The sequence below is a fragment of the Microbispora sp. ZYX-F-249 genome, assembly GCF_039649665.1.
Classification (GTDB): domain Bacteria; phylum Actinomycetota; class Actinomycetes; order Streptosporangiales; family Streptosporangiaceae; genus Microbispora; species Microbispora maris.
Genome location: NZ_JBDJAW010000008.1, coordinates 27,052 through 50,736, shown reverse-complemented (window position 1 = coordinate 50,736; position 23,685 = coordinate 27,052). Strand labels below are relative to the sequence as shown.

The 23,685-nt window shown below is 72.0% G+C and carries 22 protein-coding genes; 9 read left to right on the top strand and 13 right to left on the bottom strand.

Annotation, left to right across the window (positions count from 1 at the left end; all coding sequences use genetic code 11):
• Positions 1–52: 52 nt before the first annotated feature.
• Both AAH991_RS12370 and AAH991_RS12365 read left to right on the top strand, forming a co-directional pair.
• Positions 53–1,744 carry an RNA polymerase sigma factor gene (locus AAH991_RS12370; protein WP_346225919.1) on the top strand — a complete coding sequence of 564 codons (1,692 nt, stop codon included), beginning with the start codon at positions 53–55 and terminating at the stop codon, positions 1,742–1,744.
• A 113-nt stretch (positions 1,745–1,857) separates the two neighbouring features.
• On the top strand, positions 1,858–2,823 hold the full coding sequence (locus tag AAH991_RS12365) for a hypothetical protein (protein WP_346225918.1): 966 nt from the start codon (positions 1,858–1,860) through the stop codon (positions 2,821–2,823).
• Between the two features lies 1 nt (position 2,824).
• Here the strand turns inward: AAH991_RS12365 and AAH991_RS12360 are convergent, their stop codons facing one another.
• Positions 2,825–3,574: a YaaA family protein gene (locus AAH991_RS12360; protein WP_346225917.1), complete on the bottom strand. Its 750-nt coding sequence runs from the start codon at positions 3,572–3,574 to the stop codon at positions 2,825–2,827.
• Between the two features lie 127 nt (positions 3,575–3,701).
• Here AAH991_RS12360 and AAH991_RS12355 point away from each other — a divergent pair, with 127 nt between their 5' ends.
• Positions 3,702–4,433, top strand: a complete 732-nt coding sequence (locus tag AAH991_RS12355) for a GNAT family N-acetyltransferase (protein WP_346225916.1) — start codon at positions 3,702–3,704, stop codon at positions 4,431–4,433.
• A gap of 224 nt (positions 4,434–4,657) precedes the next feature.
• Here the strand turns inward: AAH991_RS12355 and AAH991_RS12350 are convergent, their stop codons facing one another.
• Positions 4,658–4,888 carry a DUF7455 domain-containing protein gene (locus tag AAH991_RS12350; RefSeq protein WP_142561501.1) on the bottom strand — a complete coding sequence of 77 codons (231 nt, stop codon included), beginning with the start codon at positions 4,886–4,888 and terminating at the stop codon, positions 4,658–4,660.
• Positions 4,889–5,135: 247 nt separating this feature from the next.
• Here AAH991_RS12350 and AAH991_RS12345 point away from each other — a divergent pair, with 247 nt between their 5' ends.
• On the top strand, positions 5,136–7,208 hold the full coding sequence (locus AAH991_RS12345; protein WP_346225915.1) for a DNA gyrase/topoisomerase IV subunit B: 2,073 nt from the start codon (positions 5,136–5,138) through the stop codon (positions 7,206–7,208).
• A gap of 23 nt (positions 7,209–7,231) precedes the next feature.
• Here AAH991_RS12345 and AAH991_RS12340 read toward each other — a convergent pair whose 3' ends face one another.
• From AAH991_RS12340 to AAH991_RS12315, 6 genes are all read right to left on the bottom strand, one after another.
• Positions 7,232–7,525, bottom strand: coding sequence for a hypothetical protein (locus AAH991_RS12340; protein ID WP_346225914.1), 294 nt, complete (start codon positions 7,523–7,525; stop codon positions 7,232–7,234).
• A 205-nt stretch (positions 7,526–7,730) separates the two neighbouring features.
• Positions 7,731–8,159 (bottom strand): DUF6210 family protein, encoded by a 429-nt coding sequence (locus AAH991_RS12335; RefSeq protein WP_346225913.1) that lies wholly within the window; start codon positions 8,157–8,159, stop codon positions 7,731–7,733.
• A gap of 62 nt (positions 8,160–8,221) precedes the next feature.
• Complete coding sequence (locus AAH991_RS12330; protein WP_346225912.1) at positions 8,222–8,716, bottom strand: beta-class carbonic anhydrase; 495 nt, start codon at positions 8,714–8,716, stop codon at positions 8,222–8,224.
• 113 nt (positions 8,717–8,829) lie between these two features.
• The gene (locus tag AAH991_RS12325; RefSeq protein ID WP_346225911.1) at positions 8,830–9,153 is read right to left on the bottom strand and encodes a hypothetical protein; all 324 of its coding nucleotides are present in this window, start codon (positions 9,151–9,153) and stop codon (positions 8,830–8,832) included.
• 15 nt (positions 9,154–9,168) lie between these two features.
• Positions 9,169–10,176, bottom strand: coding sequence for an SPFH domain-containing protein (locus AAH991_RS12320; RefSeq protein WP_346225910.1), 1,008 nt, complete (start codon positions 10,174–10,176; stop codon positions 9,169–9,171).
• 205 nt (positions 10,177–10,381) lie between these two features.
• Positions 10,382–10,882: a beta-class carbonic anhydrase gene (locus AAH991_RS12315; RefSeq protein ID WP_346225909.1), complete on the bottom strand. Its 501-nt coding sequence runs from the start codon at positions 10,880–10,882 to the stop codon at positions 10,382–10,384.
• Positions 10,883–11,017: 135 nt separating this feature from the next.
• On the opposite strand from AAH991_RS12315, the gene AAH991_RS12310 reads away from it, so the two are divergent.
• Positions 11,018–11,392 (top strand): VOC family protein, encoded by a 375-nt coding sequence (locus tag AAH991_RS12310; RefSeq protein WP_346225908.1) that lies wholly within the window; start codon positions 11,018–11,020, stop codon positions 11,390–11,392.
• A 4-nt stretch (positions 11,393–11,396) separates the two neighbouring features.
• Here AAH991_RS12310 and AAH991_RS12305 read toward each other — a convergent pair whose 3' ends face one another.
• Both AAH991_RS12305 and AAH991_RS12300 read right to left on the bottom strand, forming a co-directional pair.
• Positions 11,397–11,684 (bottom strand): hypothetical protein, encoded by a 288-nt coding sequence (locus AAH991_RS12305; RefSeq protein ID WP_346225907.1) that lies wholly within the window; start codon positions 11,682–11,684, stop codon positions 11,397–11,399.
• Positions 11,685–11,686: 2 nt separating this feature from the next.
• Positions 11,687–12,214: a hypothetical protein gene (locus tag AAH991_RS12300; protein WP_346225906.1), complete on the bottom strand. Its 528-nt coding sequence runs from the start codon at positions 12,212–12,214 to the stop codon at positions 11,687–11,689.
• A gap of 246 nt (positions 12,215–12,460) precedes the next feature.
• On the opposite strand from AAH991_RS12300, the gene AAH991_RS12295 reads away from it, so the two are divergent.
• On the top strand, positions 12,461–13,417 hold the full coding sequence (locus AAH991_RS12295; protein WP_428833981.1) for a GlxA family transcriptional regulator: 957 nt from the start codon (positions 12,461–12,463) through the stop codon (positions 13,415–13,417).
• Between the two features lie 91 nt (positions 13,418–13,508).
• Here AAH991_RS12295 and AAH991_RS12290 read toward each other — a convergent pair whose 3' ends face one another.
• Entirely contained in the window at positions 13,509–16,037 is a 2,529-nt protein-coding gene (locus AAH991_RS12290; RefSeq protein WP_346225904.1) for a DNA gyrase/topoisomerase IV subunit A, read from the bottom strand.
• Between the two features lie 225 nt (positions 16,038–16,262).
• Positions 16,263–16,838 carry a GNAT family N-acetyltransferase gene (locus AAH991_RS12285; RefSeq protein ID WP_346226076.1) on the bottom strand — a complete coding sequence of 192 codons (576 nt, stop codon included), beginning with the start codon at positions 16,836–16,838 and terminating at the stop codon, positions 16,263–16,265.
• Positions 16,839–16,934: 96 nt separating this feature from the next.
• Between AAH991_RS12285 and AAH991_RS12280 the strand changes: the two genes are divergently transcribed.
• Together AAH991_RS12280 and AAH991_RS12275 are read left to right on the top strand one after the other, a co-directional pair.
• Entirely contained in the window at positions 16,935–19,046 is a 2,112-nt protein-coding gene (locus tag AAH991_RS12280; protein WP_346225903.1) for a RecQ family ATP-dependent DNA helicase, read from the top strand.
• 136 nt (positions 19,047–19,182) lie between these two features.
• On the top strand, positions 19,183–19,761 hold the full coding sequence (locus tag AAH991_RS12275) for a hypothetical protein (RefSeq protein ID WP_346225902.1): 579 nt from the start codon (positions 19,183–19,185) through the stop codon (positions 19,759–19,761).
• A gap of 43 nt (positions 19,762–19,804) precedes the next feature.
• On the opposite strand, the gene AAH991_RS12270 is transcribed toward AAH991_RS12275, so the two are convergent.
• Entirely contained in the window at positions 19,805–20,698 is an 894-nt protein-coding gene (locus tag AAH991_RS12270; RefSeq protein ID WP_346225901.1) for a carbohydrate kinase family protein, read from the bottom strand.
• A 277-nt stretch (positions 20,699–20,975) separates the two neighbouring features.
• On the opposite strand from AAH991_RS12270, the gene AAH991_RS12265 reads away from it, so the two are divergent.
• A complete protein-coding gene (locus AAH991_RS12265; RefSeq protein ID WP_346225900.1) occupies positions 20,976–23,612 on the top strand; it encodes a bifunctional acetate--CoA ligase family protein/GNAT family N-acetyltransferase in 2,637 nt (878 codons plus the stop codon).
• Positions 23,613–23,685 lie beyond the last annotated feature (73 nt).

Genomic DNA, 23,685 nt, shown 5'->3' with positions numbered 1-23,685 from the left:
AAGAAGAAGCACCTGGGTCCATTCTCGCCATGCGTTCGTTCGAGAGGTGTTCGTGTCGCCTGCAAGTTCGACTCGCTCGAAGCCGTCGGAGCTGAACGAGCCAGTGATTCAGCAGCTCCTCGAGCGTGGGCGCTCGCAGGGTTTCCTCGAGTCCGAGGATGTCCGCAAGGCCTTCGAGGAAGCGGACATCCCGATGTCGCAAGCCGCTGGATTCCTGCGCAGCCTCAGCAAGGAGGGTGTGACCGTCGTGGTGACGGCCGCCGACTCCGCGGCTCCCAAGCGTTCTCGAGGTCAAGCCAAGCGCCGCACCACCGCGCCCGTCAAGAAGACCACCAAATCCGCGGCGGCCAAGGAATCGCAGCCGGAGACCGTGACCGCAGTGGTCACCGACTCCGCGCCGGCCGCCAAGCCGGCGGCGAAGAGGCCCGCCGCCCCGGCCAAGCCCGCGCCCGCCGCCAAGCCGGCTGCCGCCAAGGCTCCGGCGAAGCCCGCTCCGCCGAAGAAGGCCGCGCCCGCCAAGCCGGAGGCCCCCGCCACGGGGCCCGAGGGCAAGGCGCCGAAGGCCGACCCCAAGCCGAAGTCGGCCGACATCGCCGAGGACGACGAGGACATCGACCTCGAAGGTGACGTCGACATCGAGGACTTCGACATCGAGGTCGAGGACGTCGAGATCGACGCCGAGGCGGAGACCGAGGAGTCCGACGCCGAACCCGAGGGGGAGGCCGAGGGCGAGGAGCCCAAGGCCGAGGCGCTCGCCCAGTCCGAGGACGAGGTGCTGATCCTCACCGACGACGATGACGACGCGCCCGTCGCCCAGGTCGCGGCGGCCGGCGCCACCGCCGACCCGGTGAAGGACTACCTCAAGCAGATCGGCAAGGTGCCGCTCCTCAACGCCGAGCAGGAGGTCGAGCTCGCCAAGCGGATCGAGGCCGGCCTGTTCGCCGAGGAGCAGCTCGCCCAGGAGGCCGACAACCTCCCCGTCGACGTCCGCGCCGAGCTGGAGTGGATCGCCGAGGACGGCCACCGCGCCAAGAACCATCTGCTGGAGGCCAACCTCCGTCTCGTCGTCTCGCTGGCCAAGCGGTACACCGGGCGCGGGATGCTGTTCCTGGACCTGATCCAGGAGGGCAACCTGGGCCTGATCCGCGCGGTCGAGAAGTTCGACTACACCAAGGGCTACAAGTTCTCCACGTACGCCACCTGGTGGATCCGGCAGGCGATCACCCGGGCCATGGCCGACCAGGCGCGGACCATCCGCATCCCGGTCCACATGGTCGAAGTGATCAACAAGCTGGCCCGTGTCCAGCGGCAGATGCTGCAGGACCTCGGCCGCGAGCCCACGCCGGAGGAGCTGGCCCGCGAGCTCGACATGACCCCTGAGAAGGTCATCGAGGTGCAGAAGTACGGCCGCGAGCCGATCTCTCTGCACACTCCGCTGGGCGAGGAGGGCGACAGCGAGTTCGGCGACCTCATCGAGGACTCCGAGGCCATCGTCCCGGCCGACGCCGTCAGCTTCACGCTGCTGCAGGAGCAGCTGCACTCCGTTCTCGACACGCTGTCGGAGCGGGAGGCGGGCGTGGTGTCGATGCGGTTCGGTCTCACCGACGGGCAGCCGAAGACCCTCGACGAGATCGGGAAGGTCTACGGCGTGACCCGTGAGCGGATCCGCCAGATCGAGTCCAAGACCATGTCGAAGCTGCGGCACCCTTCCCGTTCCCAGGTGCTGCGCGACTACCTGGACTGACGCACGAGTCGATCGTCCCCCGGCCACGTACGGCCGAGGGGGCGATGACGTTTACACCCCCGTAACCTCGTGGTAGCGCCCCGGGCACGTCGAGGCTCCTAGGCTCGCGCCTCATGGGAGTGATCGAAGTGGATCGGGCGCGTGCTCGGGGGCCACGAGTGATCCCGGACCGCCCGTGGGCGGATGCGATGCTCGACGAGGCGGTCGAGGCCGCCTGCCGGGGCGACCTCGGACCGGCCGCGGCCGTCCTGGCGGACAGCAGGGGCGACCCGGAGACGCGGTCGCTGCGGGTGGAGGCGCTCTCGCGGACCGTCATCGGGGCGAGCCGGTCGATCGAGGCGCTGCTCGCCTATGACCAGGGCAATCCCGACCTCTGGCTGTGGCTCGGCCGCACCCGCCTGGAGGAGGCCTGGGAACTGCGGCCCGACGTACGGGCCCGAGCGGTGCAGGCGGACCGGCTGCACACCTATCAGTCGGCGATGGAACAGGCCAGGCAGCCGCTGCTGACGGCGGCGGCGCTCGCGCCGGGCGACCCGGTGCCGTGGGAGGGCCTGATGTGGCTGGCCGTCGGGCTGGACCGGCCGCGCGGTGACAAGGACGCGGTCTGGTACGAGTGCTCCCGCCGCTGGCCGACGCTGTATTCGGGGGCGGTGGCCCGTCTGATCACTCTGTCGCCCGGCTGGGGCGGCACCGCCCAGGAGATGCTCGCTTTCGCCCGCTCGGCCGCCGCGCACGCTCCGGAGGGCAGTCCGCTGCCCGCGCTCGTGCCGCTGGCCCACTTCGAGACCGTCGCCGCCGGGCGCACCCCCATGTCGCGGGGCGGCTGGTTCTCCTTCGACGCGCAGCGTGAGGTCGTCTCGGCCTCCGCCCACTGGTCGGAGCGGCGCCTCGGCGCGGCGCATCCGCGGGCGGTCGAGGCGCACAACGTCTTCGGCGCCGCGTTCTACCTGTCGGACCTGCGGCGTCCGGCGCGCGGCCACCTGGCCAGGACGGGCGGCCGGTTCAGCCGGCTGCCCTGGTCGCACCTCGGCGACCCCGGGCAGCAGTACCGCCGGGCCTGCGCCCGGCTCAACCTCTGACTCACTCGTTCACGATCACGTCGAGGACCCGCGGCCGTCCCCGGCCGGCGGACGCGGCCAGTTCCACCCGGTGCCCCAGGCCGGTCAGCAGGTCGGCGAGGTCGCCGGCCGTGCGGGGCCGGTCGGGGGTCTCGACGAGCGATCGGGCCACCACGCCCCTGGTGGCCTTCGCCATGTGGCTGACGACGGTCCGTTTCCCCGCCGCCTCCCTCAGCACCCGTACGGCCACGCCGCGTTCGCCGGGCTGCCAGGCGGCGGCGTACGTCGCGGACCGCATGTCCACCACGAGCCCCTTCGTCGCGTCGAGCACCGCGCTGATCGACGGCCGCCAGAACGCGGCCAGGCCGCCCATCGGCGGCAGCCGTACGCCCATGGACAGCCGGTAGGGCGGCACGCGGTCGGACGGGCGCAGCAGGCCCCACAGTGCCGAGAAAACGACGATCCTCCGGTCCGCCCGCCGCCGGGCCTCGGGCGAGAGGGTGGCCAGGGCGAGATTGTCGTACAGCACGCCCGTGTAGAGGGCGGCGACGGGCAGGGTGCGCGCCGTGGACAGCGCCAGGTTGCGCCCGATCTCGCCGGCCTGTCCCTCGGACAGGCCGAGCACGTCGCGCGCCTCGGGGGCGTGGCAGAGCGAGACGAGGGCGTCGAGGACCTTCTCGCGCGGGGAGGCGAGTTCGGGGAAGCTGAGCCGCCGGACGGCAGAGGTTCCCCGCTCGGCCTTCCCCTCCGAGGGCGGAAGCAGGATGAGCACGGTTCCGCAGCTTATCCGGCCCGCGCGCCGGTCAGCCGCGCGCCGGATCGGTGAAGACGCGGCCCATCGGGGGCGCGTGTGCCGAGGGTGGATATCCGGGCAGTGCCGGCCGGTTAGGCTGCGGCGGGTGGATGAGGAGATCGCACAGTTCGACCTGCTGGTCGACGAGGCCTGGCCGGCGCCGGGGCGGGCCGAGGACGGCGGCTGGGTCTACCGGCATGCCGGCGGAGTGACGAAGCGGGCCAACTCGGTGCTCGCGCTGGGAGAGCGCGCGGACCTGCCGGAGGCGGTCGACCGGGCCGAGCGGTTCTACGAGGGCCTCGGGCTGCCCTGTGTGTTCTACGTAGGCGCGGGCGCGACGCCGGGGCTCGACGAAGAACTGAGCCGCCGGGGCTACCTGCTCGCTGACCCCACGTCGGTGATGACCAGACCGCTGACCTCCGGTGACCGTGCCGCGGGGGCGGTGGTGGAGGACGCGCCGTCGGAACGGTGGCTGCACACGTGGTGGAGCGTCGACGGCGGGCGGCATCGCGACGCCGGGGAGACTCCCGCGCGGACGTGGGGCGAGCGCATCCTCGGCGGAGTGCCCGCCGGGTACGTCCTCCTCGACGAGGGCGCGGTGGGAAGGGGCGTCCCGCAGGGCCGGTGGCTCGGCGTCTACTGCATGGCCGTCGAGCCACGCGTCAGGCGGCGCGGGCTGGGCGCGGCCGTGCTGCGCACCCTGCTCGCCTGGGGCGGAGGCCACGGCGCGGACGGCGCGTACCTGGTGGTGACGGAGGCCAACGCGGCGGCCCGCGCGCTCTACGAGCGGGAGGGCTTCACCGTCGCCGGTCGCTATCACTACCGCGTGCGGCCCTGACGGGCGCCGCCGCTGGGGAGGCCCGCGCGCCGGCTCAGGCCGGTCGCGGCACCCGTACGGCGGCCGCCGTACGCCGACGGCCGCGGGTCACGCCCGGGCGGCATCCGCCGGGCCCCGGGGGAAACGGGGAACGGCGGGTGTCCGGCCCGGGCCGGTGGCTTCTTCATATGGCGACGGCGTGCGGAGCGGACATCGTCGTGACGCTCCGGCACGCCGTCTATGGGTCAGCGCTCGCCGTCAGGGGCGGTCGCGGGGGATTCACTGAGTCGGGCCGACTCGTCCTGGATCTCAGCACCTTTGTCGCGCAGCACAGTCACGTGCTGACGCCCGTGGTGGGCGCAGAACAGCAACTCCCCACCCACGGGCAGGGTCGCGCGGATGTAGGCCTGAGCACCGCACCGGTCGCACCGGTCCAGGGCCGTCAGCGGCTTGATGGGGGCGAGAGCTCCAGTCACGTATCGCCTTTCGGGTCGCCCCACATTTCGTGGGGACGTTGGCGTCAGTCACTTGGGACAACATCTAACCGGATGAGGGGCTTCCCAATCATGCTCCGACTACGCCCAGAGCAGAATGATCCGGAAAGTGACCGGGATCACAGCGAAAGTGCCGGTCATCGTGCTGCGCCTGGCAAGCTTGTACGCGTACAAACATGAGTGGCGTTAAGCTGCGTACGCGTGTTCGATTGATAAGTGGGAGTTGGGTGTGACTGCGGTTCGCGCGGAGACGGGGTACACCGCCCGTCATCTCTCTGTGCTGGAAGGCCTGGAGGCCGTCCGCAAGCGCCCAGGGATGTACATCGGCTCCACGGACACGCGCGGCCTCATGCACTGCCTCTGGGAGATCGTGGACAACGCGGTCGACGAGGCGCTGGGCGGCTACTGCACCCGCATCGAGGTCGAGCTGCACCCCGACGGCTCGGTCGAGGTCCGCGACAACGGGCGCGGCATCCCCGTCGACATCGAGCCCAAGACCGGCCTGGCCGGCGTCGAGCTCGTTTACACCAAGCTGCACGCGGGCGGCAAGTTCGGCGGCGGTTCCTACGGCGCCTCGGGCGGTCTGCACGGCGTCGGCGCCTCGGTGGTCAACGCGCTGTCCTCCCGGGTGGACGTGGAGGTCGACCGCGACGGGAAGATCCACCAGATCAGCTTCCGCCGGGGCGTGCCCGGCGTGTTCGACGGCGACGGCCCGACCGCCAAGTTCCGCAAGAAGTCCGGCCTGCGCGACGGCGGCCCGGCTCCGCGCAACGTCACCGGCACACGCGTGCGCTTCTGGGCCGACCGGCAGATCTTCCTGCCCGAGGCTGAGGTCTCGCTCGACGAGATCCACGTGCGGCTGCGCCAGACGGCTTTCCTGGTGCCGGGGCTCACGCTCGTGGTGCGCGACGCCCGCGGCGAGGAGCCGGTCGAGGAGTCGTTCCGCTTCGACGGCGGCATCGGCGAGTTCACCGAGTTCCTGTCCCGCGACGAGGCCGTGTGCGACGTGCTGCGGCTGCAGGGCGAGGGCCACTTCCACGAGACGGTCCCCGTGCTCGACGAGCAGGGCCACATGACGCCGACGGAGATCGAGCGGGAGCTCACCGTCGACGTCGCGGTCCGCTGGGGGAAGGGCTACGAGACGACCGTACGCTCCTTCGTGAACGTGATCGCCACGCCGAAGGGCGGCACCCACGTCGCCGGGTTCGAGCGGGCGCTGGTCCGCACGATCAACGAGCAGCTGAGGGAGACCCGGCTGCTGAAGAACGGCGACGAGCCGGTGACCAAGGAGGACATCCTCGAAGGGCTGACCGCGGTGGTCACCGTGCGGGTGCCCGAGCCGCAGTTCGAAGGCCAGACCAAGGAGGTGCTCGGCACCTCCGCGGCCAGCCGCATCGTCGCCCACGTGGTGACCCGGGAGCTCAAGGCGCTGTTCGCCACCCCCAAGCGGGGGCAGAAGCAGCAGCTGCGCGCGGTGCTCGAGAAGATCGTCGCCGCCGCCAAGGCGCGTATCGCCGCCCGCGAGCACCGCGACAACCAGCGGCGCAAGTCCGCCCTGGAGAACTCGGCGCTGCCCGCGAAGCTGGTCGACTGCCGCAGCGACGACGTCGACCGCAGCGAGCTGTTCATCGTCGAGGGTGACTCCGCGCTGGGCACGGCCAAGCTCGCCCGCGATTCGGAGTTCCAGGCGCTGCTGCCGATCCGGGGCAAAATCCTGAACGTGCAGAAGGCGTCGGTCGCCGACATGCTCAAGAACGCCGAGTGCGCGGCGATCATCCAGGTGGTGGGCGCAGGATCCGGCCGTTCGTTCGACATCGAGTCGGCCCGCTACGGCAAGATCATCTTAATGGCGGACGCGGATGTGGACGGCGCGCACATCCGCTGCCTGCTGCTCACGCTCTTCCACCGCTACATGAAGCCGATGGTCGAGGCCGGGCGGGTGTTCGCCGCGGTGCCGCCGCTGCACCGCATCGAGATCACCAACCCCGGGCGCGGCCAGGACAAGTACATCTACACCTACAGCGACGCCGAGCTGCACAAGGTCCTGCGCGACCTGGAGCGGCGCGGCAAGCGCTGGAAGGACCCCGTGCAGCGTTACAAGGGCCTCGGTGAGATGGACGCCGACCAGCTCGCCGAGACGACCATGGACCCCCGTCACCGCGTCCTGCGCCGCGTCAAGATCGAGGACGTGGAGGATGCCGAGCACATCTTCAGCCTCCTGATGGGCAGCGACGTCGGCCCGCGCCGCGAGTTCATCATCGGCAGCGCCGCCGAGGTGGACCGCGACCACATCGACGCCTGACCGGTGCCCCGCCGGGCACCGATTCAGTAGCAGTCATAGCCGGAGAGGTAATCGCTCTCGGGGCTGTAGTACACAAAGCGGCAGGAATAGGTCCCGATCGGGATGGTGATGCTCCCCATGGCGCCATCGCTGGCGCCCGGCCCCGTGCAGTCGCGGGCCAGGACACCGGTCAGCCAGTCGATCGTGGGGAGTACGTTGCCGGCCGCGCAGGTGTAGTGGGCGGAGAAGTTCTGCGCCGCGGCCGGTGCGGCGGTGACGGCGCCCGCCAGGGCGACTGCGGCGCAGATCGTGGACACGCGTGTGACCAGAGCGTTCACGGGGGCGTCCTTCCTTGGGGGGAGGGGGATGCGGACGCGTGCACATCTACCCGGACCACTCCGGCCCTATCTGCCGGGAGGTGTCCGGAAGCGGCCGGTTTCCGGTGACCTCAGCCGTCTCCGGGAGGCTGATGATCCGGTCTCCCCTCCCGCGCGTCCCCAGTCGTGTCCCCGAGCGGGCCGTGTTCGCCGCCTTCCGGCGGGCTCAGTCCGAGTTGTGCCACATGAGCACTCCGGGGCCGTCGGGTGTGATCACCGGAACCCATGCCTCGTCCACCTCGCCGATCCGGCTCTCGTCCAGCCGGAGGTCGTGCCGCGTCTCGGCGTTTCCGTCGCATGCCCAGTACGGGATCGATCCGACGATGTCGCGCAGCCTGTTCCGCTCGTCGTCCGGCCACGGGTGGTTCCAGGTGCCGGCGCGCCGGAAGTGCTTCTCGAAGAGCCGCCGAAGCGCGTCGAGAGCGTCGAGGCCGAACAGTGGGACGAGGAAGCCTTCCACCTGCCCCTCGCGGCAGGCCGTGCCTCCGTACTGCTGCTGGTAGAAGACCCCGGTCCCGGCTTCCACCACGACGTACATCCAGCGGCCGCCGCTCGTGCCGTCGGGATCGAGGGAGACGAAGCGTTGCGCTTTCACGGTGGCAGTCTCCCGGACTGTCCCTCACGGGCGCGACGACTCGTGCCGGCCGGGGAGCGGGTTCAGGGTTTGACCTCCCGCAGGCGGCCGGTCTCCACCTCGTAGACGAAGCCCCGCACCGAGTCCTTGTGCGGGATGAACGGGTCGGCCTTGATGCGGTTGAGCGACTGGATGAGGTCCGCGTCGAGGTCGGCAAAAGCCTCGGCGGCCCAGTCGGGCTTGATCCCGACCTCCGCCTCGATGTCCCCGCGGAAGCCGTCGTCGGTGAAGGTCAGCATGCCGCAGTCCGTGTGGTGGATGAGGATGATCTCCCGGGTGCCGAGCAGGCGCTGGCTGATGGCGAGGCTGCGCCGCTCGTCCGCGGTCACCACGCCGCCGGCGTTGCGGATGACGTGCGCGTCGCCCTCGGCCAGGCCCAGCAGGCCGTACACGTTGAGCCGGGCGTCCATGCAGGCGACGACGGCCACGCCGCGCGCCGGAGGCAGCGGCAAATGCCCCTTGTCGAAACCCGCGGCGTATCGCTCGGCGTTGGCGAGGAGCTCGTCGGTGACGCTCATGTGGTGCCCTTTCGGATCGCTGGAATCGCTGGCCCCACTGTTGCCGATTATCCCTACAGGGTCAATAGGTATTGTGACTGTCGGTGAAACGAGGACGCCCGATGGTCATCGGCTCAGCCGGACTCGATCTCCAGCGTGCTGACCCGGTTGCGGGCTTCCACCATGGCCTCCCGGTAGAGCTCGTCCCAGTTCGGGTCGTCGTCCTTGATGGTCCTGACCGTCTGCCTGGCCAGCTCCACCGGCCCGGCGGGGCCGAGGGCGACCTTGCGCACGACGATCAGGGTCCACCCGTTCTCCATGACCGTGTCGGTCTCCCAGCGTGGCGCGCCGGCCGCACCCCGCCGGGACGCCGGTTTCCCGCTGCGCGCGAGCACCACGAGCAGGTACACGAGTAGCGCGATGACGATGAGCGTCATGGGAAGGGCGAGCAGGCGCATCGGGGTCCCGGCTCCCTACTTGGTGGGCAGAGCGACGCCTCCAGTATTGCCCGGCGCGTACACCGTGATGCCCTGGGGCAGAGCCTTCAGCTTCTCGATCTCCGCACAGGTGGGGCACTTGTTGTAGCCGTCCTGCCGGGCCTTGTTGGCCTCCGCCTCGGCGCGTGCCTGGGCGACCTTGGCCTGTGCCTCCGTGACCTTCGCGAACGCGGCCTGTGCCTGGTTGACCGCCTCCTGCACCTCGGTGGGCAGGGTCACCCGCGAGAGGTTGAAGTGGATGCCGGTGAGGAAGTCGGCGCCGAGGGTCGCCTTGAGGTCCTCGGCCAGGCTCGTGTTCACCGCGTTCTGGATCTTGGCGATGTTCGCGTTGTTGCCCTGCTGCGGCACGCCCGATTGCTGACCGGCGCTGTTGTTCTGCACGAGAGCGCAGGAGGAGACCAGTTCGGCGCAGCGGAAGTTGTTGATCTGGGTGCGCAGGTCGTTGTCGATCACCGGTCGGATGATCTGGTCCAGGAAGGCGGACCAGCCCTCGTCGCCGTCCCAGGGGTAGTAGGTCCCGCCGTTGGTGCTGCGGAACTTGCGCGTGCCGAACTTGTCGTCGAACGACTTCAGCGTCTGGTGGTCGAGGTTGAGCCCGAAGTACAGCGTGCCCTCGATGCCCATGTTGACGCCGTCGCTGCTCGGCACGTTGACCACGTCGACGCCGGACTTCTCGCCTTCGCCGGAGTTCGAGGTGATCGTGTAGAAGCGCTGCTGCGCCGGATAGCGGTGTATCTGGGACCACCAGCCGATCCAGGTGACCCCGGAGCCGGGGTCGATGACCTGGCGGACCTTGTTGTCGTCGAGCGGCCCGCCGTCGCGGACGACCGCCACCTCTCCGCCGCTGGTGCGCTCGAACCCGCTGAACGCGCCGATCAGGGTCGGCGCGCCGACGACGATGAGCGCGAGGATCACCAGGATGGCGATGCCGCGGAAGGACCGGCGCGACGTGCCACCCGAGGCGGCGGAGGGGGTGCGGGGCATGCGGGCTCCTGTGGGGGCTCGGAACCGGTGTGTGACCGGGGGAGAGGCGCGCGTTTTCGCGATCCAGCAGAAGAACGTAGCAGCCTCCCGGCCGGGTTCCGTCCCGCCGCCCGAGACGCGCGCCGGTCCCCCGGACGCCCCCGGACGCCCCCGGACGCCCCGTACGGCAGGCCCGCGGGGGCGGCCCGCCGTACGGGGGCGTGGATCAGAGCTCGACGGGCTGGAGCCGTCCCGTGTGCACGTCGTACAGCGCGCCGCCCACGACGAGGTCAGCCGGCAGGTAGGGGCTGGACTTGATGCGGGTGATGTCGTGCCGCAGCGTGGCCCGCTGGTCGGGGACCGTCTGGAACTCCAGGCTCCGGGTGTCGACGCCGTACTCGGCGGCGATGAGGTTGTGCACGTCTTCGTCTGTCGACTTGGACATCCGGCAGTCGGTGTGCGGCATCACCAGCACGCGGTCGACGCCGAGCAGGTAGACGGCGAGGACGAGAGTACGCAGGACGTCGTCGGTCACCCGGGCGCCGGCGTTGCGCAGGATCTTCGCGTCGCCGGCGGTCAGGCCGAGCAGGCCGAGGGGGTCGATGCGGGAGTCCATGCACGTCACCACGGCGAGTCCGCGCGCGGCGCGGCCGCTGAGTCCGGAGTGGGTGAACGTGCTCGCGTACTTCTCGTTCGCGGCGAGTAGATCGTCGAAGGCAGCGGTCATGTCACAGATGTTGCCCGATGACCTTTCGCCGATCCCCGCGGGGGTGGGGATTTCGCCACCGTGTCGGCTGGCTGCCCGGCGCGACACCGGTATAAGGTTTTCAGTGGTGTTGTTCCCTTGGAGAGAGGTCACCCCATGAGCGGTGTCGCACGCATGTACTCGGTGGTGCTCGACTGCCCGGACCCCAAGGCCCTGGCCGCCTTCTACGCCGGGCTGCTGGGCTGGAAGGTCACGAGCGAGGAGGAGGACTGGGTCACCCTCACCGGGGACGACCAGGGCCGTCTGTCCTTCCAGCGGGTGCCCGGCCACAGGCCGCCCGCGTGGCCGGACGCCGGGCACTCGCAGCAGTTCCACCTGGACCTCGTCGTGGACGACCCGGTCAGGGCGGAGAAGGAGGCGCTGGCCCTGGGCGCGGTCAGGCATGAGCACCAGCCCGGCGCGGGGCATGGGTGGACCGTCTACCTCGACCCGGCGGGACACCCGTTCTGCCTGTGCGCCTCGTCGGCCTGACGCCTCACCGCGGGAGATCGGAGGCGGCCTTCCCCCGGGGCGTTCGTGTGAGGCGCCGCAGGACGAGAAGGCCGCCGATCCCCGGCAGCCAGGCCAGCGCCTTGCCGGCCGGGTCGCATCCCGCGTCGCGGGCGGTGGCCACGACGACGAACAGGTACGCGCAGCCGTGGAGGGGGCCGACGAGCGAGGACACGGGCGGCAGGTGGGTGGTGGCCAGGTTGACCAGGAGGATGGCCAGGGATCCCAGCTCGACGGCGGCAGCGGTACGCAGGGCGGCTCGAGGGCGGGACATGGTCAGACTCCCGTGGTCGAGCCGGGACGGACGATCATCAGCACCGTGACGGCCGCCCACAGCAGGTTGAAGACGCCGGTCAGCGTCGCGAGCCTCGCCACCCCGGCCCCGGCGGACAAGGGATTCCCGGCGGTGAGCCGGGCGAGGACGGCCTCCTGTCCGGGCAGGACCGCCAGGGCCAGGATCGCGGCCGCTGCGCCGGTGAGCGCGACGGACGCGACGACCCAGGCGTCGCCGAGCACGCCGAGGGCGCTCGCCGTGGCGAAGCCGAAAACCGGCACGGCCAGGCCCGCGACGGCGTAGACACGGCAGACGCGCTGCAGGACGCGGAGCACCGCCAGGCCGCCGGCCTGTGTGTTCCGGTCGGGTGTGTTCCGGTCCGCCGTGTTCCGGCCGGCTGTGTTCCGCTCGGCTGTGTTCCGGTCCGCCGCACGCCGTGCGGCGGCGGGGAACATGCTCGCCGCCACGGCGACCGGGCCGATCGCCAGGATCGCGGCGAGGACGTGGACGGCCAGGAAGAACGCGGTCATCGTGCGCGCGCTCCGATCAGTGGTCGGCGTGCGCGGACGGGCGTCGATCGCGGCACGAACTGCGCGTGCATCGGCATGTCTCCTCGTCGTCGGTGTGCCGGTCACCAACCGTAGGAGTGCGGCCGTCGCCGGTCCCAGCGGCGAGAACGACAAAGATCGACGGATTCCCGCCAACTCCTGCGATCAGGTCGTCCACCCGAAAGCACAGGTGTCTCCGCTGGCGGGATTCCGTCTATGGTGGCGATCGTGCACACCGTGGCGATCCTGGCGCTGGACCATGTCGTGCCGTTCGACCTGGCGACCCCCATCGAGGTGTTCGGCCGCACCCGCCTGCCGGACGGCCGCAGGCCGTACCGGGTGCGGGTGTGCGGGCCCGCCCCCGAAGTGGCGACCGAGGCGTTCGCCCTGCGCGTGCCGTACGGCGTGGACGCGCTGGCGCACGCCGACACGGTCATCGTGCCCGGCTGCTCGGAGCGGGCCGGGCCGCCCCCGGCCGAGGCCCTGGAGGCGCTGCGCGAGGCGGCCGCGCGGGGCACCCGCCTCGCCTCGATCTGCGTGGGCGCGTTCACGCTCGCGGCGGCCGGGCTGCTGGACGGTCTGCGGGCGACCACCCACTGGGCGGCGGCGCCCGAGCTGGCCCGGCGGTTCCCGTCGGTGGACGTGCGGCCGGACGTGCTGTACGTCGACAACGGGCAGGTGCTCACCTCCGCGGGCGCGGCGGCCGGACTCGACCTGTGCCTGCACATGATCAGGCGCGACCACGGCTCGGCCGTCGCGGCCGACGCCGCCCGCCTGTCGGTCATGCCCCTCGAACGGGAGGGTGGCCAGGCCCAGTTCATCGTCCACGAGCATCCGCCGGTGCCCGGCGGCTCACTGCTGGAGCCGGTGCTTGCGTGGATCGAGGACAACCTCGGCCGCGACCTCACCCTGGCGGAGATGGCGGCCCGGGGCGGGATGAGCGAGCGCACCTTCAGCCGGCGCTTCCGGCAGCAGACCGGCACCACTCCGCTGCAGTGGCTGCTGCGGGCCCGGGTGCGGCGGGCGCAGTACCTGCTGGAGAACAGTGATCACGGCGTCGAACGCATCGCGGCGCAGGCCGGGTTCGGGTCGCCGACCGCGTTCAGGGAGCGGTTCAAGCGGGTCGTGGGGACCACGCCGCAGGCGTACCGCTCGTCCTTCCGGGGCGGCCCCGCCGTCATCTGACGCGGAGTCCGCCCGCCGCGGGCGGCGGGCGGACTCCGTGACGGCTACCGAATTCGTCCGCAGTGCTCCGGCCTCCGGGCCGGGGAGCGCGTCAAGAGACCGGTTCTTCGCCGCCGGTGTCGCCGGTGGTGGCCATGCCGCCCTCGGTCGCGGCGGCCTCGTCGTCGCCGTCCGCGCCGAGCGCGCCGCCGATCGCGGCGATGGCGTGCACGAGGCGCACGCCCGAGCCGTCGCGGCGGCCCAGCTCCTCCGGCAGCGGCACCGGCTTTCCGGTCGAGGAGACGGCCTTCACCGGGGCCGGACCGGCGTAGGCGAGCAGCAGGACGTCCTCGCCCTTCAGGAAGCGCTGGGCACGGACGCCGCCGGTCGCCCGGCCCTTCGGCGGGAAGTCGGCGTAGTCGGAGACCTTGCCCGCGCCCATCTGGGTGCCGGGCAGGGCGGTGGAGGAGCCGGCGACCGTCACCACACGCGCCTCGCGGGCCGGATCGACCACGCCGAAGAAGACCACCTTCGCGTCGCCGTCGAGACGCACGCCGGCCATGCCGCCGGCCGGGCGTCCCTGAGGCCGTACGACGGAGGCGGGGAAGCGCAGCAGCTGCGCGTCGCTGGTGATGAAGACCAGGTCGTGGTCGGCGGAGGTCAGCTCGACGGCGCCGACCACCACGTCGCCGTCCCGCAGGCCGATCACCTCGAACTCGTCGCGGTTGACGGGATATTCGGGCACGACCCGCTTGACCACACCCTGGCTGGTGCCGAGCGCGAGACCCGGCCCGTCCGGGTCGAGCGAGCCCAGGCCGACGACCTTCTCGCCCGGTTCGAGCGAGACGTGCTCCGACACCGGGTGCCCGCCCGCCAGCGTGGGCGGGTTGGCCGAGGGCGGCAGCGCGGGCAGGTCGAGCACCGAGACCCGGATCAACCGGCCCTTGGAAGTCACCACGCCGACCTCGCCGCGTACGGTCGAGCGGACCACCGACACGAGCACGTCGTGCGCCGTGCGCTCACCCTCGCCGGAGATCGGCGTGGCGTCGGTCGTACGGGCCAGCAGGCCGGTGGACGACAGCAGCACCAGGCAGGGGTCGTCGGGCACCTCCAGCGGCACGACGGCGCTCCTGGCGGCCTCCGACGACTCGAGCAGGACCGTGCGCCGCGGCGTGCCGTAGGTCTTGGCCACCTCGGCCAGCTCGGACGACACGACCTTGCGCAGCCGGTCCTCCGAGCCGAGGATCTCGTTCAGCTCGGCGATGTCGGCCTGGAGCTGCTCCTTCTCCCGGTCGAGCTCCAGCTTGTCGTAGCGGGTCAGGCGGCGCAGCGGGGTGTCGAGGATGTAGTTGGCCTGGATCTCGCTCAGCTCGAAGGTCTCCATGAGCCGCGCGCGGGCCTGCGCGGTGTCGTCCGAGTTCCGGATGACCCGGATGACCTGGTCGATGTTGAGCAGCGCGATGATGAGGCCGTCGACGAGGTGAAGCCGTTCCTCGCGCTTGCGCAGCCGGTACGCCGAGCGCCTGCGCACGACGTCGAGCCGGTGGTCCACGTAGACCGACAGCAGCTCGCGCAGGCCGAGCGTGCGCGGCTGGCCGTCGACGAGGGCGACGTTGTTGATGCCGAAGGTCTCCTCCATCGGCGTCAGCCGGTAGAGCTCCTCCAGCACGGCCTCGGGGTTGAAGCCGTTCTTGACCTCGACGACCAGGCGCAGGCCCTTGTGCCGGTCGGTCAGGTCCTTGAGGTCGGCGATGCCGGTGAGCTTCTTGGCGTTCACCAGCTCCTTGATCTTGGTGACCACCCGCTCGGGACCCACGTTGAAGGGCAGCTCGGTGACGACGATGCCCTTGCGGCGCGGGGTGACCTGCTCGATCGTGGCCTTGGCCCGCATCTTGAAGGTGCCGCGGCCGGTCTCGTACGCGTCCCTGACGCCGCCCAGGCCGATGATCGTGCCGCCGGTCGGCAGGTCGGGGCCGGGGACGAAACGCATGAGCTCGTCGAGTGTGGCGGCCGGCTTCCTGATCAGGTAGCGGGCCGCGGCGATGACCTCGCCGAGGTTGTGCGGGGCCATGTTGGTGGCCATGCCGACCGCGATGCCGGAGGCGCCGTTGACCAGCAGGTTGGGGAACGCCGACGGCATGACCGACGGCTCGGTCTCCTGGCCGTCGTAGTTGGGCTTGAAGTCGACGGTGTCCTCGTCGATCGACTGCACCATGAGCATGGCGGCCGGGGCGAGACGGGCCTCGGTGTACCGCATCGCGGCGGGCAGGTCGTCGGGAGAGCCGAAGTTGCCGTGTCCGTCCACCAGAGGCAGGCGCATCGAGAACGGCTGCGCGAGCCGTACGAGCGCGTCGTAGATGGCCGAGTCGCCGTGCGGGTGGAGCTTGCCCATCACCTCGCCGACGACGCGGGAGGACTTGACGTGCCCGCGGTCGGGCCGCAGGCCCATCTCGCTCATGGAGTAGAGGATGCGGCGCTGGACGGGCTTGAGACCGTCGCGCGCGTCGGGCAGCGCGCGCTGGTAGATCACCGAATAGGCGTACTCAAGGAAGCTCGTCCGCATCTCCGCGGAGACGTCGATGTCGACGATCCGCTCCTCGAAGTCCTCGTCCGGCGGGGGTGTCGTCGTGCGTCGGGCCATGTCGTGGTTTCCTGCGTGTCGAGGAGCCGGGCCCCGGCCCGTCGGAGCCGGGGAAGGTCAACGTCGGTGGTGCGTCTCGAACATTCTGCCGAGAGTTCAGCCTGTTCGCGACTCACACCATATCGCCGGGCCCGCGCCCGCCGTCCCGGCTTCCCCGACGGGACAGCCCTTGCGGCCCCGGAAGGCGGCCCCGGGAGGCGGCCCCGGGAGGCGGCCCCGGGACGGTCAGTCGCGGGGGCCGGCGCCGGGCCAGGGGCCGGGCGTCTCACCCTCGTCCTCGTCACCCGGGACGTTGAGCTTCTCGTCGTAGATCCGGAAGCCACGTGCCTTGTAGTTCGCCAGTGCCGCCGGTCCGTCGAGCGAGCAGGTGTGCACCCAGACCCGCCGGGTGGTCTCCCGCCCCGGCCAGCGCTCGGCGAGGTCCCAGGCGCGGGCCGTGGCCTCGCCCAGCAGCCACCCGCCGAGGCCCTGCCCGATCGCGTACGGCAGCAGCCCGAAGTTGACGATCTCGACCGTGCCGCCGTCCTGGGCTCCCAGTTCGGCGTACCCGGCCGGGGTGCCGCGCACCCAGGCCACCCAGGTCTCGACGCCCGGCCGGTCGAGCCAGTCCTTCCACTGCTTCCAGGTCCAGGGCAGCCGGTTGGTCCACTGCCAGTCGCCGCCCACCGCGGTGTAGAGGAAGCGGCTGAACTCCGGGCTGGGCACCTCCGCGCGGACGACCTGCGCGGGGAGCGCGGGCGGCCGTCCCGGCCGCAGGTCGGCGGGGCTGGTCTGTTCGAGATACCAGGTGGTCACGTCCATAACGGGAGACATCCAACCACGTCGCCCGTCCGGGTCGGTCCGGCCGCTTCGCCGTCGCGGCGGAAACGGTCGGCCGGACCTGGTACCAATGGGCGGGTGAGCGAAGAAGAGGTGACGCTGCGGGAAGAGGCCGAGGCCCGGCTGCGGGCGCTCGCCGGCGATCACGCGCGGCTGCGCGACGACCAGTGGGCCGCGATCAAGGCCCTGGTCATGGACCGCAGGCGCGCGCTGGTGGTGCAGCGCACCGGCTGGGGAAAGTCGGCCGTCTACTTCATCGCGACCGCGCTGCTGCGCGAGCTCGGCGAGGGGCCCACGGTCATCGTCTCCCCGCTCCTGGCGCTCATGCGCAACCAGATCGCCGCGGCCGAGCGGGCCGGCATCCACGCCGAGACGATCAACTCCGCCAACCCCGAGGAGTGGGAGAAGGTCTACGGCCAGGTCGCCGAGGGCGCGGTCGACGTGCTGCTGGTCAGCCCCGAGCGGCTGAACAACCCCGACTTCCGCGACAACGTGCTGCCCGAGCTGGCCGGCAGCGCGGGGCTGCTGGTGATCGACGAGGCCCACTGCATCTCCGACTGGGGCCATGACTTCCGGCCCGACTACCGCAGGCTCCGCACGCTGCTGGCCGAGCTGCCGCCGGGCATCCCCGTGCTGGCCACGACGGCCACGGCGAACGCCCGGGTCACCCGCGACGTCGCCGAGCAACTCGCCGTCACCCAGGAATGGGACGAGTTGCCCGGCGGCGAGGTGTTCGTCCTGCGCGGCCCGCTGGAGCGCGAGAGCCTCCACCTGAGCGTCGTACGGCTGGGCGGCGCGGACCAGCGGCTCGCCTGGCTGGCCAGGACGCTGCACGAGCTGCCGGGCTCCGGCATCGTCTACACGCTGACCGTCGCGGCGGCCCAGGAGATCGCCGCATACCTGCGTGAGCAGGGGCACACCGTCGTGGCGTACACCGGCCAGACGGAGCCGGCGGACCGGCTGGCGGCCGAGGAGGACCTGCTCGGCAACCGGGTCAAGGCGCTGGTGGCGACCTCGGCGCTCGGAATGGGCTTCGACAAGCCCGACCTGGGCTTCGTCGTCCACGTGGGCGCGCCCGCCTCGCCGGTGGCGTACTACCAGCAGGTGGGCCGGGCCGGCCGCGGCGTCGAGCGGGCCGAGGTCATCCTGCTGCCCGGCCCCGAGGACCGGGAGATCTGGGCCTACTTCGCCTCGCTCGCCTTCCCGCCCGAAGGCGTGGTCAGGGCCACGCTCGAGGCGCTGTCCGAGGGGGGAGTGCTGTCCACCGCCGCGCTGGAGACGAGGGTCGACCTCAGCCGGAGCAGGCTGGAGATGATGCTCAAGGTGCTCGACGTGGACGGCGCCGTCCGCCGGGTCAAGGGCGGCTGGGAGGCCACCGGAGAGCCGTGGAGCTACGACGCCGAGCGCTACGCCCGGGTGAGCGCCGAGCGCCGGGCCGAGCAGGAGGCGATGCTCGGATACATCGCGACCACCGAGTGCCGGGAGCAGTACCTGCGCCGTCACCTCGACGACGAGACGGCGACGCCGTGCGGCAGGTGTGACAACTGCACCGGCGCCCACCGTTCCGCCGAGGTGCCGGACGAGGCCGTCCGGTCCGCGCACGAGCGCCTCGCGCGCCCGGGCGTCGAGATCGAGCCGCGCCGCCAGTGGCCCACCGGCCTGCCGGACCTGAAGGGGCGGATCAAGCCGGAGCTGGGCGCCGAGCCGGGCCGCGCGCTCGGCCGTCTGACCGACATCGGCTGGGGCACCCGGCTGCGCGAGCTGTTCGCGGCGGAGGACGGCCCGGTTCCCGACGACGTGTTCGCCGCCGTGATCGAGGTGCTGAAGTCGTGGGAGTGGGAGCGGCGCCCGGTGGCGGTGGTCGCGTTGCCGTCCGGCACGCGGCCGCTCCTGGTCGGGTCGCTCGCGGAGCGCCTCGCGCAGGTCGGCCGGCTGGAGCATCTCGGCACGCTCGGCTACCGCAGCGGGCCACCCGCGGCCAGGCACAACAGCGCGCAGCGGGTGTCGGCGATCCGGGGGACGCTCGCGATGCCGCGTGACGTCGCCGCCAGGATCGCGGCGGCGGGCGGGCCGGTGCTGCTGGTGGACGACCGCGTCGACACCGGGTGGACGATGGCGCTGGCCGCCGCCCAGGTCCGTCACGCCGGGGCGCCCGCGGTGCTGCCCCTGGCCCTGGCCGTCACGAGCTGACGAGCCGGCGGGCCCGGCCGGCGAACCCCTGACACGCGGGGGGCGGCGAGCCGGGACCCGGCTCCGGGTCGGGCCAGGGTGAGGTCAGGGTGATCACCCCATCCCCGGGCGGGCTCCGATCACCACACTTGTCGCCATGAGATCACTTGTTGCGGCACCGCTCCTGGTCGGCGCGTACGGCGTCGCCCGCGTCATCGACGGTCTCGACGGCAGCCGGGGACCCGGCCCGGCCTGGACCGTGGGGCATCTGTTCTTCCTGGCGGCGTTGGTCCTCTTCGTGTGGATCTTCGGGCGGCTCCGGACGATGGCCGGCGGCGGGGTGACCGCCACGGCGGGATACGCCGCCGGTCTCGCCGGTGCGCTGGCGCTGGCCGCGCAGTTCACGATCGACATCGTGGTCGGCTTCCTGTCCGCCGACCACGACGCGATGGGGCCGCACTTCGACGCGGTCAAGGCGATCCCGGGCGTCGAACCGGTCGTCTACACCGTCGTGCCGCTGCTGTTCTACGTGGGCATGGTCACGCTGGTGGCCCGGCTCGCCGTACTCCGCCGGGTGCCGTGGTGGAGCCCGGCGCTGGTGCTCGTGCAGGCCGTGCTCCCGATGGCGAGCAAGGACCTGATCCCGCTGGGAGCCGCGCTGCTCCTGCTGGCCTTCGTGCCGCTGATGCGGGTGCGGCCCGCGCGGCCGGTCGCGCTCGCGCGCAGCCCGTTCTGAACCGCGCTGTTCTGGATCGGCCCTTCCGAACGGAAGTGAAGGGTCAGAGCCGGGGGCGGGCGCCCAGGTTGGCGATGCACTTGGCGGCGAGGGCGTTGCCCGCCGCCAGCGCCTCGGCGGCCGGCTTGCCGTCGAGCCAGACGGGCAGGAAACCGGCGGTGAAGGCGTCACCGGCGCCGGTGCCGTCCACCACGCGGTCGACGACCTCGCCGGGCGACCGGACCGGTTCGGGACGGTTGTTGGAGTACCAGAGCGAGCCCTCGGCGTTGAGCTTGATCACGACCTGGGGGAACCAGGCGGTCAGCACCTTGGCCGCGGCGGCGGGGTCGTCCCTGCCGGTGAGCACCTTGGCCTGGTCGGCGTTGGCGAACAGCAGCTTCGCGCCGTCGGTCCACTCCAGGAAGGGCTCGGCGCCGGTCCGCTCCAGCGGGGCGGCGGAGGCGCAGTCCACGGAGATCGACATGCCGGCGCGCCGGGCCATGTCGAGCGCGGCGAGGCCGGCGTCGCGCGACCCCTCGTTGATCAGCGTGTAGCCGGACATGTGGAGGTGGGCGCCGGAGGTGAACAGGTCGCGCGGCAGGTCCTCGGGCGACAGCGCGGCGTTCGCGCCGGGGTCGGACAGCATGGTCCGCTCGCCCTTGTGCGTGACGAGCACGACACAGGTGCCGGTCGGCCGCTCGGGGTCCATGACGAGCCGGGCGTCCACGCCGTACCCCATGAGCTCCATGTCGCGGTTGCGGCCGGTGATGTCGGCGCCGCGGCGGCCGATGAAGGCCACCTCCGACCCCTCCACGGCGAGCCAGGAGGCGATGTTGGCGCCGGAGCCGCCGCCGTGCATCGTGACGACGGCCGGGGTGTCGCTCGCCCTGGCAAGAGGGAACTTCGCGCGGGCGACCGCGTCCGTCATGAGATCGCCCACCACGACGACCCGCGTCATGATGTCACCACCTTGCCAACTGCTAGTGGAGGCGAGCCATGCCCTGGGAGGGGCGGCGTCCTCTCCGTGCTGTGAGGCTGACGTCCAGAAACCTAACAGCTTCCAGGGGCGTCGTGGGGTGGAGAGCGGACAGACGGGAACAGTCGATGCACAAGCGTTGCCCAATTCGTCGCGTCAGGGCTGGTAGATCCCCTATAAGCGGCCTCGCCAGATGGGCCCGTCAGTCGTAAGGAATCTCTCAATCCAGGCCAAGCCAGGCACCGCTAGCCTCGATTGCGTGGACCCTCAGTACCCCGCCCACTGGGAGGCGGACGTCGTGCTGTCGGACGGCGGCACCGCGCACGTCCGCCCGATCCGGCCGGACGACGCCGACATGCTGCGCTCGTTCTACTCACGCCTGTCCGCGGAGTCGATCTACTTCCGCTACTTCGGGCCACGGCCGCGGCTGACCGACAAGGACGTGGTCTGGTTCACCAACGTCGACTACGACAACCGGGTCGCCCTCATCGCCACGATCGGCACCGAGATGGTCGCGGTCGTGCGGTACGACCGGGTGCAGCCGCGCGACCACGCCGAGGTGGCCTTCCTCGTCGAGGACGCCCACCAGGGCAGGGGCGTGGCCTCGGTGCTCATGGAGCACCTGCGGGCCGCCGCGCGCGAGCGCGGGATCAAGACGTTCATCGCGGACGTGCTGCCGGGCAACCACCGCATGATGGGCCTGTTCCGCCAGGCGGGCTACACGGCGCAGAGCCAGTTCGAGGACGGCGTCGTGCGCATGACGCTCGACCTGTCCAGCACCGAGACCGCGCTGGAGGTCCGGCTCGCCCGCGAGCATCGCGCCGAGGCGCGCTCGATCGCCCGCCTGCTGACGCCGGAGTCGGTGGCGGTCATCGGCGCGAGCCGCGAGCCGGGTGGAATCGGCCAGACGGTCCTGCGCAACCTGCTCGCGGCCGACTTCACCGGGCCCGTCTACCCCGTCCACCGGCACGTACGGGCCGTGGCCGGCGTGCGGGCCTACCGCAACGTGTCCGCGATCGACGGCGAGGTGGATCTCGCCGTGCTCGCGGTCCCCGCCGAGGGCGTGCTCGAACTGGTCGAGGAGTGCGCGAGGAAGGGCGTGAAGGGCCTGGTCGTGGTCTCCTCCGGGTTCGGCGAGACCGGGCCGGAGGGCCGGGCGCGCCAGGAGGAACTGGTCCGCATCGCCCGGGGGTACGGCATGCGGGTCGTCGGGCCCAACTGCCTGGGCATCGCCAACACCGACCCCGCCGTACGGCTCAACGCGACGCTCGCGGAGACCCTGCCGGGGCGGGGGAGGGTCGGGTTCTTCAGCCAGTCGGGCGCGCTCGGCACCGCCCTGCTGCAGCGGGTGGCGCAGCGCGGCATGGGCATCTCGACGTTCGTCTCGGCCGGCAACCGGGCCGACGTCTCCGGCAACGACCTCCTCCAGTACTGGGAGGAGGACCCCGCGACCGACGTGATCCTGCTGTACCTGGAGTCCATCGGGAACCCGCGCAAGTTCACCCGGCTGGCCCGGCGGATCTCCCGGTCCAAGCCGATCGTGGTGGTGAAGTCGCGCGGCGTCCCCGGCGGGCACCGCGCGCCGGTGCTCGCGCTGCCCGACACCGCGCTCAGCTCGCTGTTCGCGCAGGCCGGGGTCATCCGGGTGGACGACCTGGTGCAGCTGTTCGACGTCGCCGAGCTCCTGGCGCACCAGCCGCTGCCGGACGGGCCCCGGGTGGGCGTGGTCGGCAACTCCGACGCGCTCACGCTGCTCGCCGAGGAGGCCTGCGCCGGCGCGGGACTGGAGCCGCGCCCGCCGGTCAACCTCGGCCCCCAGGCGGGGGCGGGCGAGTTCGCCGAGGCGCTGCGGAGCGTCCTGCCCGAGGTGGACGCCGCCGTCGCGATCTACATGCCGCCGATCCCGGGCGACTGCCGCGAGGTGGCCGAGGCGCTGCTGGAGGCCGCGCGGGAGTCGGGGAAGCCGGTGCTGGCCACCTTCCAGGGACAACTGGGCATGCCGCCGGAGCTGCGGGTGCCGGGCGGCCCCGGCGACGAGTCCCCCCAGCGGGGGTCGATCCCGTCGTACCCCGCCCCGGAGGAGGCGGTCCGCGCGCTGGCCCACGTGGTGCGCTACGCCCACTGGCGCCGGCAGCCCCCGGGCACCGTCCCGTACGTCGAGGGGGTCGACACGGCGGCGGCGCGGCGTATCGTCGCCGCCGAGCTGGCCCGGGAGGGATCGGACGGCGAGGAGCGGGAGATCGACGCGACCGCGCTGCTGGCCTGCCACGGCATCGAGGTGTGGCCGGCGCACGTCGCGGCCGACGCCGAGGAGGCGGTCGCCACCGCCGAGCGGATCGGCTGGCCCGTCGTGGTCAAGTCGGCCGACCCCGAGGACGCCCGCCGCGCCGGCACCGTGCGCATCGGCCTCACCGAGCCCGCCGGGGTCCGGCAGGCGTACGCGGACCTCGCGGCCCTGCTCGGGCCGGACACCCCGCTCGCGGTGCAGCGCATGGCGCCGCAGCCCTCGGTGCCGACCGTCGTCGGCGTGACCCAGGACCGCTACTTCGGCGGGGTCGTCACGTTCGGCCTCGGCGAGGTCACCGCCCGGCTGCTCGGCGACCAGGCGTACCGCCTGGCGCCGCTCACCGCGGAGGACGCGGCCGGGCTGGTGCGGTCGGTCCGCGCCGCGCCGCTGCTGTTCGGCGAGTACGGCTACCAGGCGGTGGCCGTGGAGGCGCTGGAGGAACTGCTGGTGCGGGTGGGGCTGCTGGCCGACTCCCTGCCCGAGGTCGCCCGGATGGACCTCGACCAGGTCCTGGTGAGCGCGACGGGAGTGGCCGTGCTGGGGGCGCGGGCCGTCCTGCGGCCGGTCACGGCGCTGCGCCCCGACGTCGGCCCCCGGCGGCTGAGCTGATCGGCCCGGCGCCGGGACCCGGGCGGAAAACCCGTACCGCCGGGGTGTGAAACAGGTGTCCCTTACAGGGCAG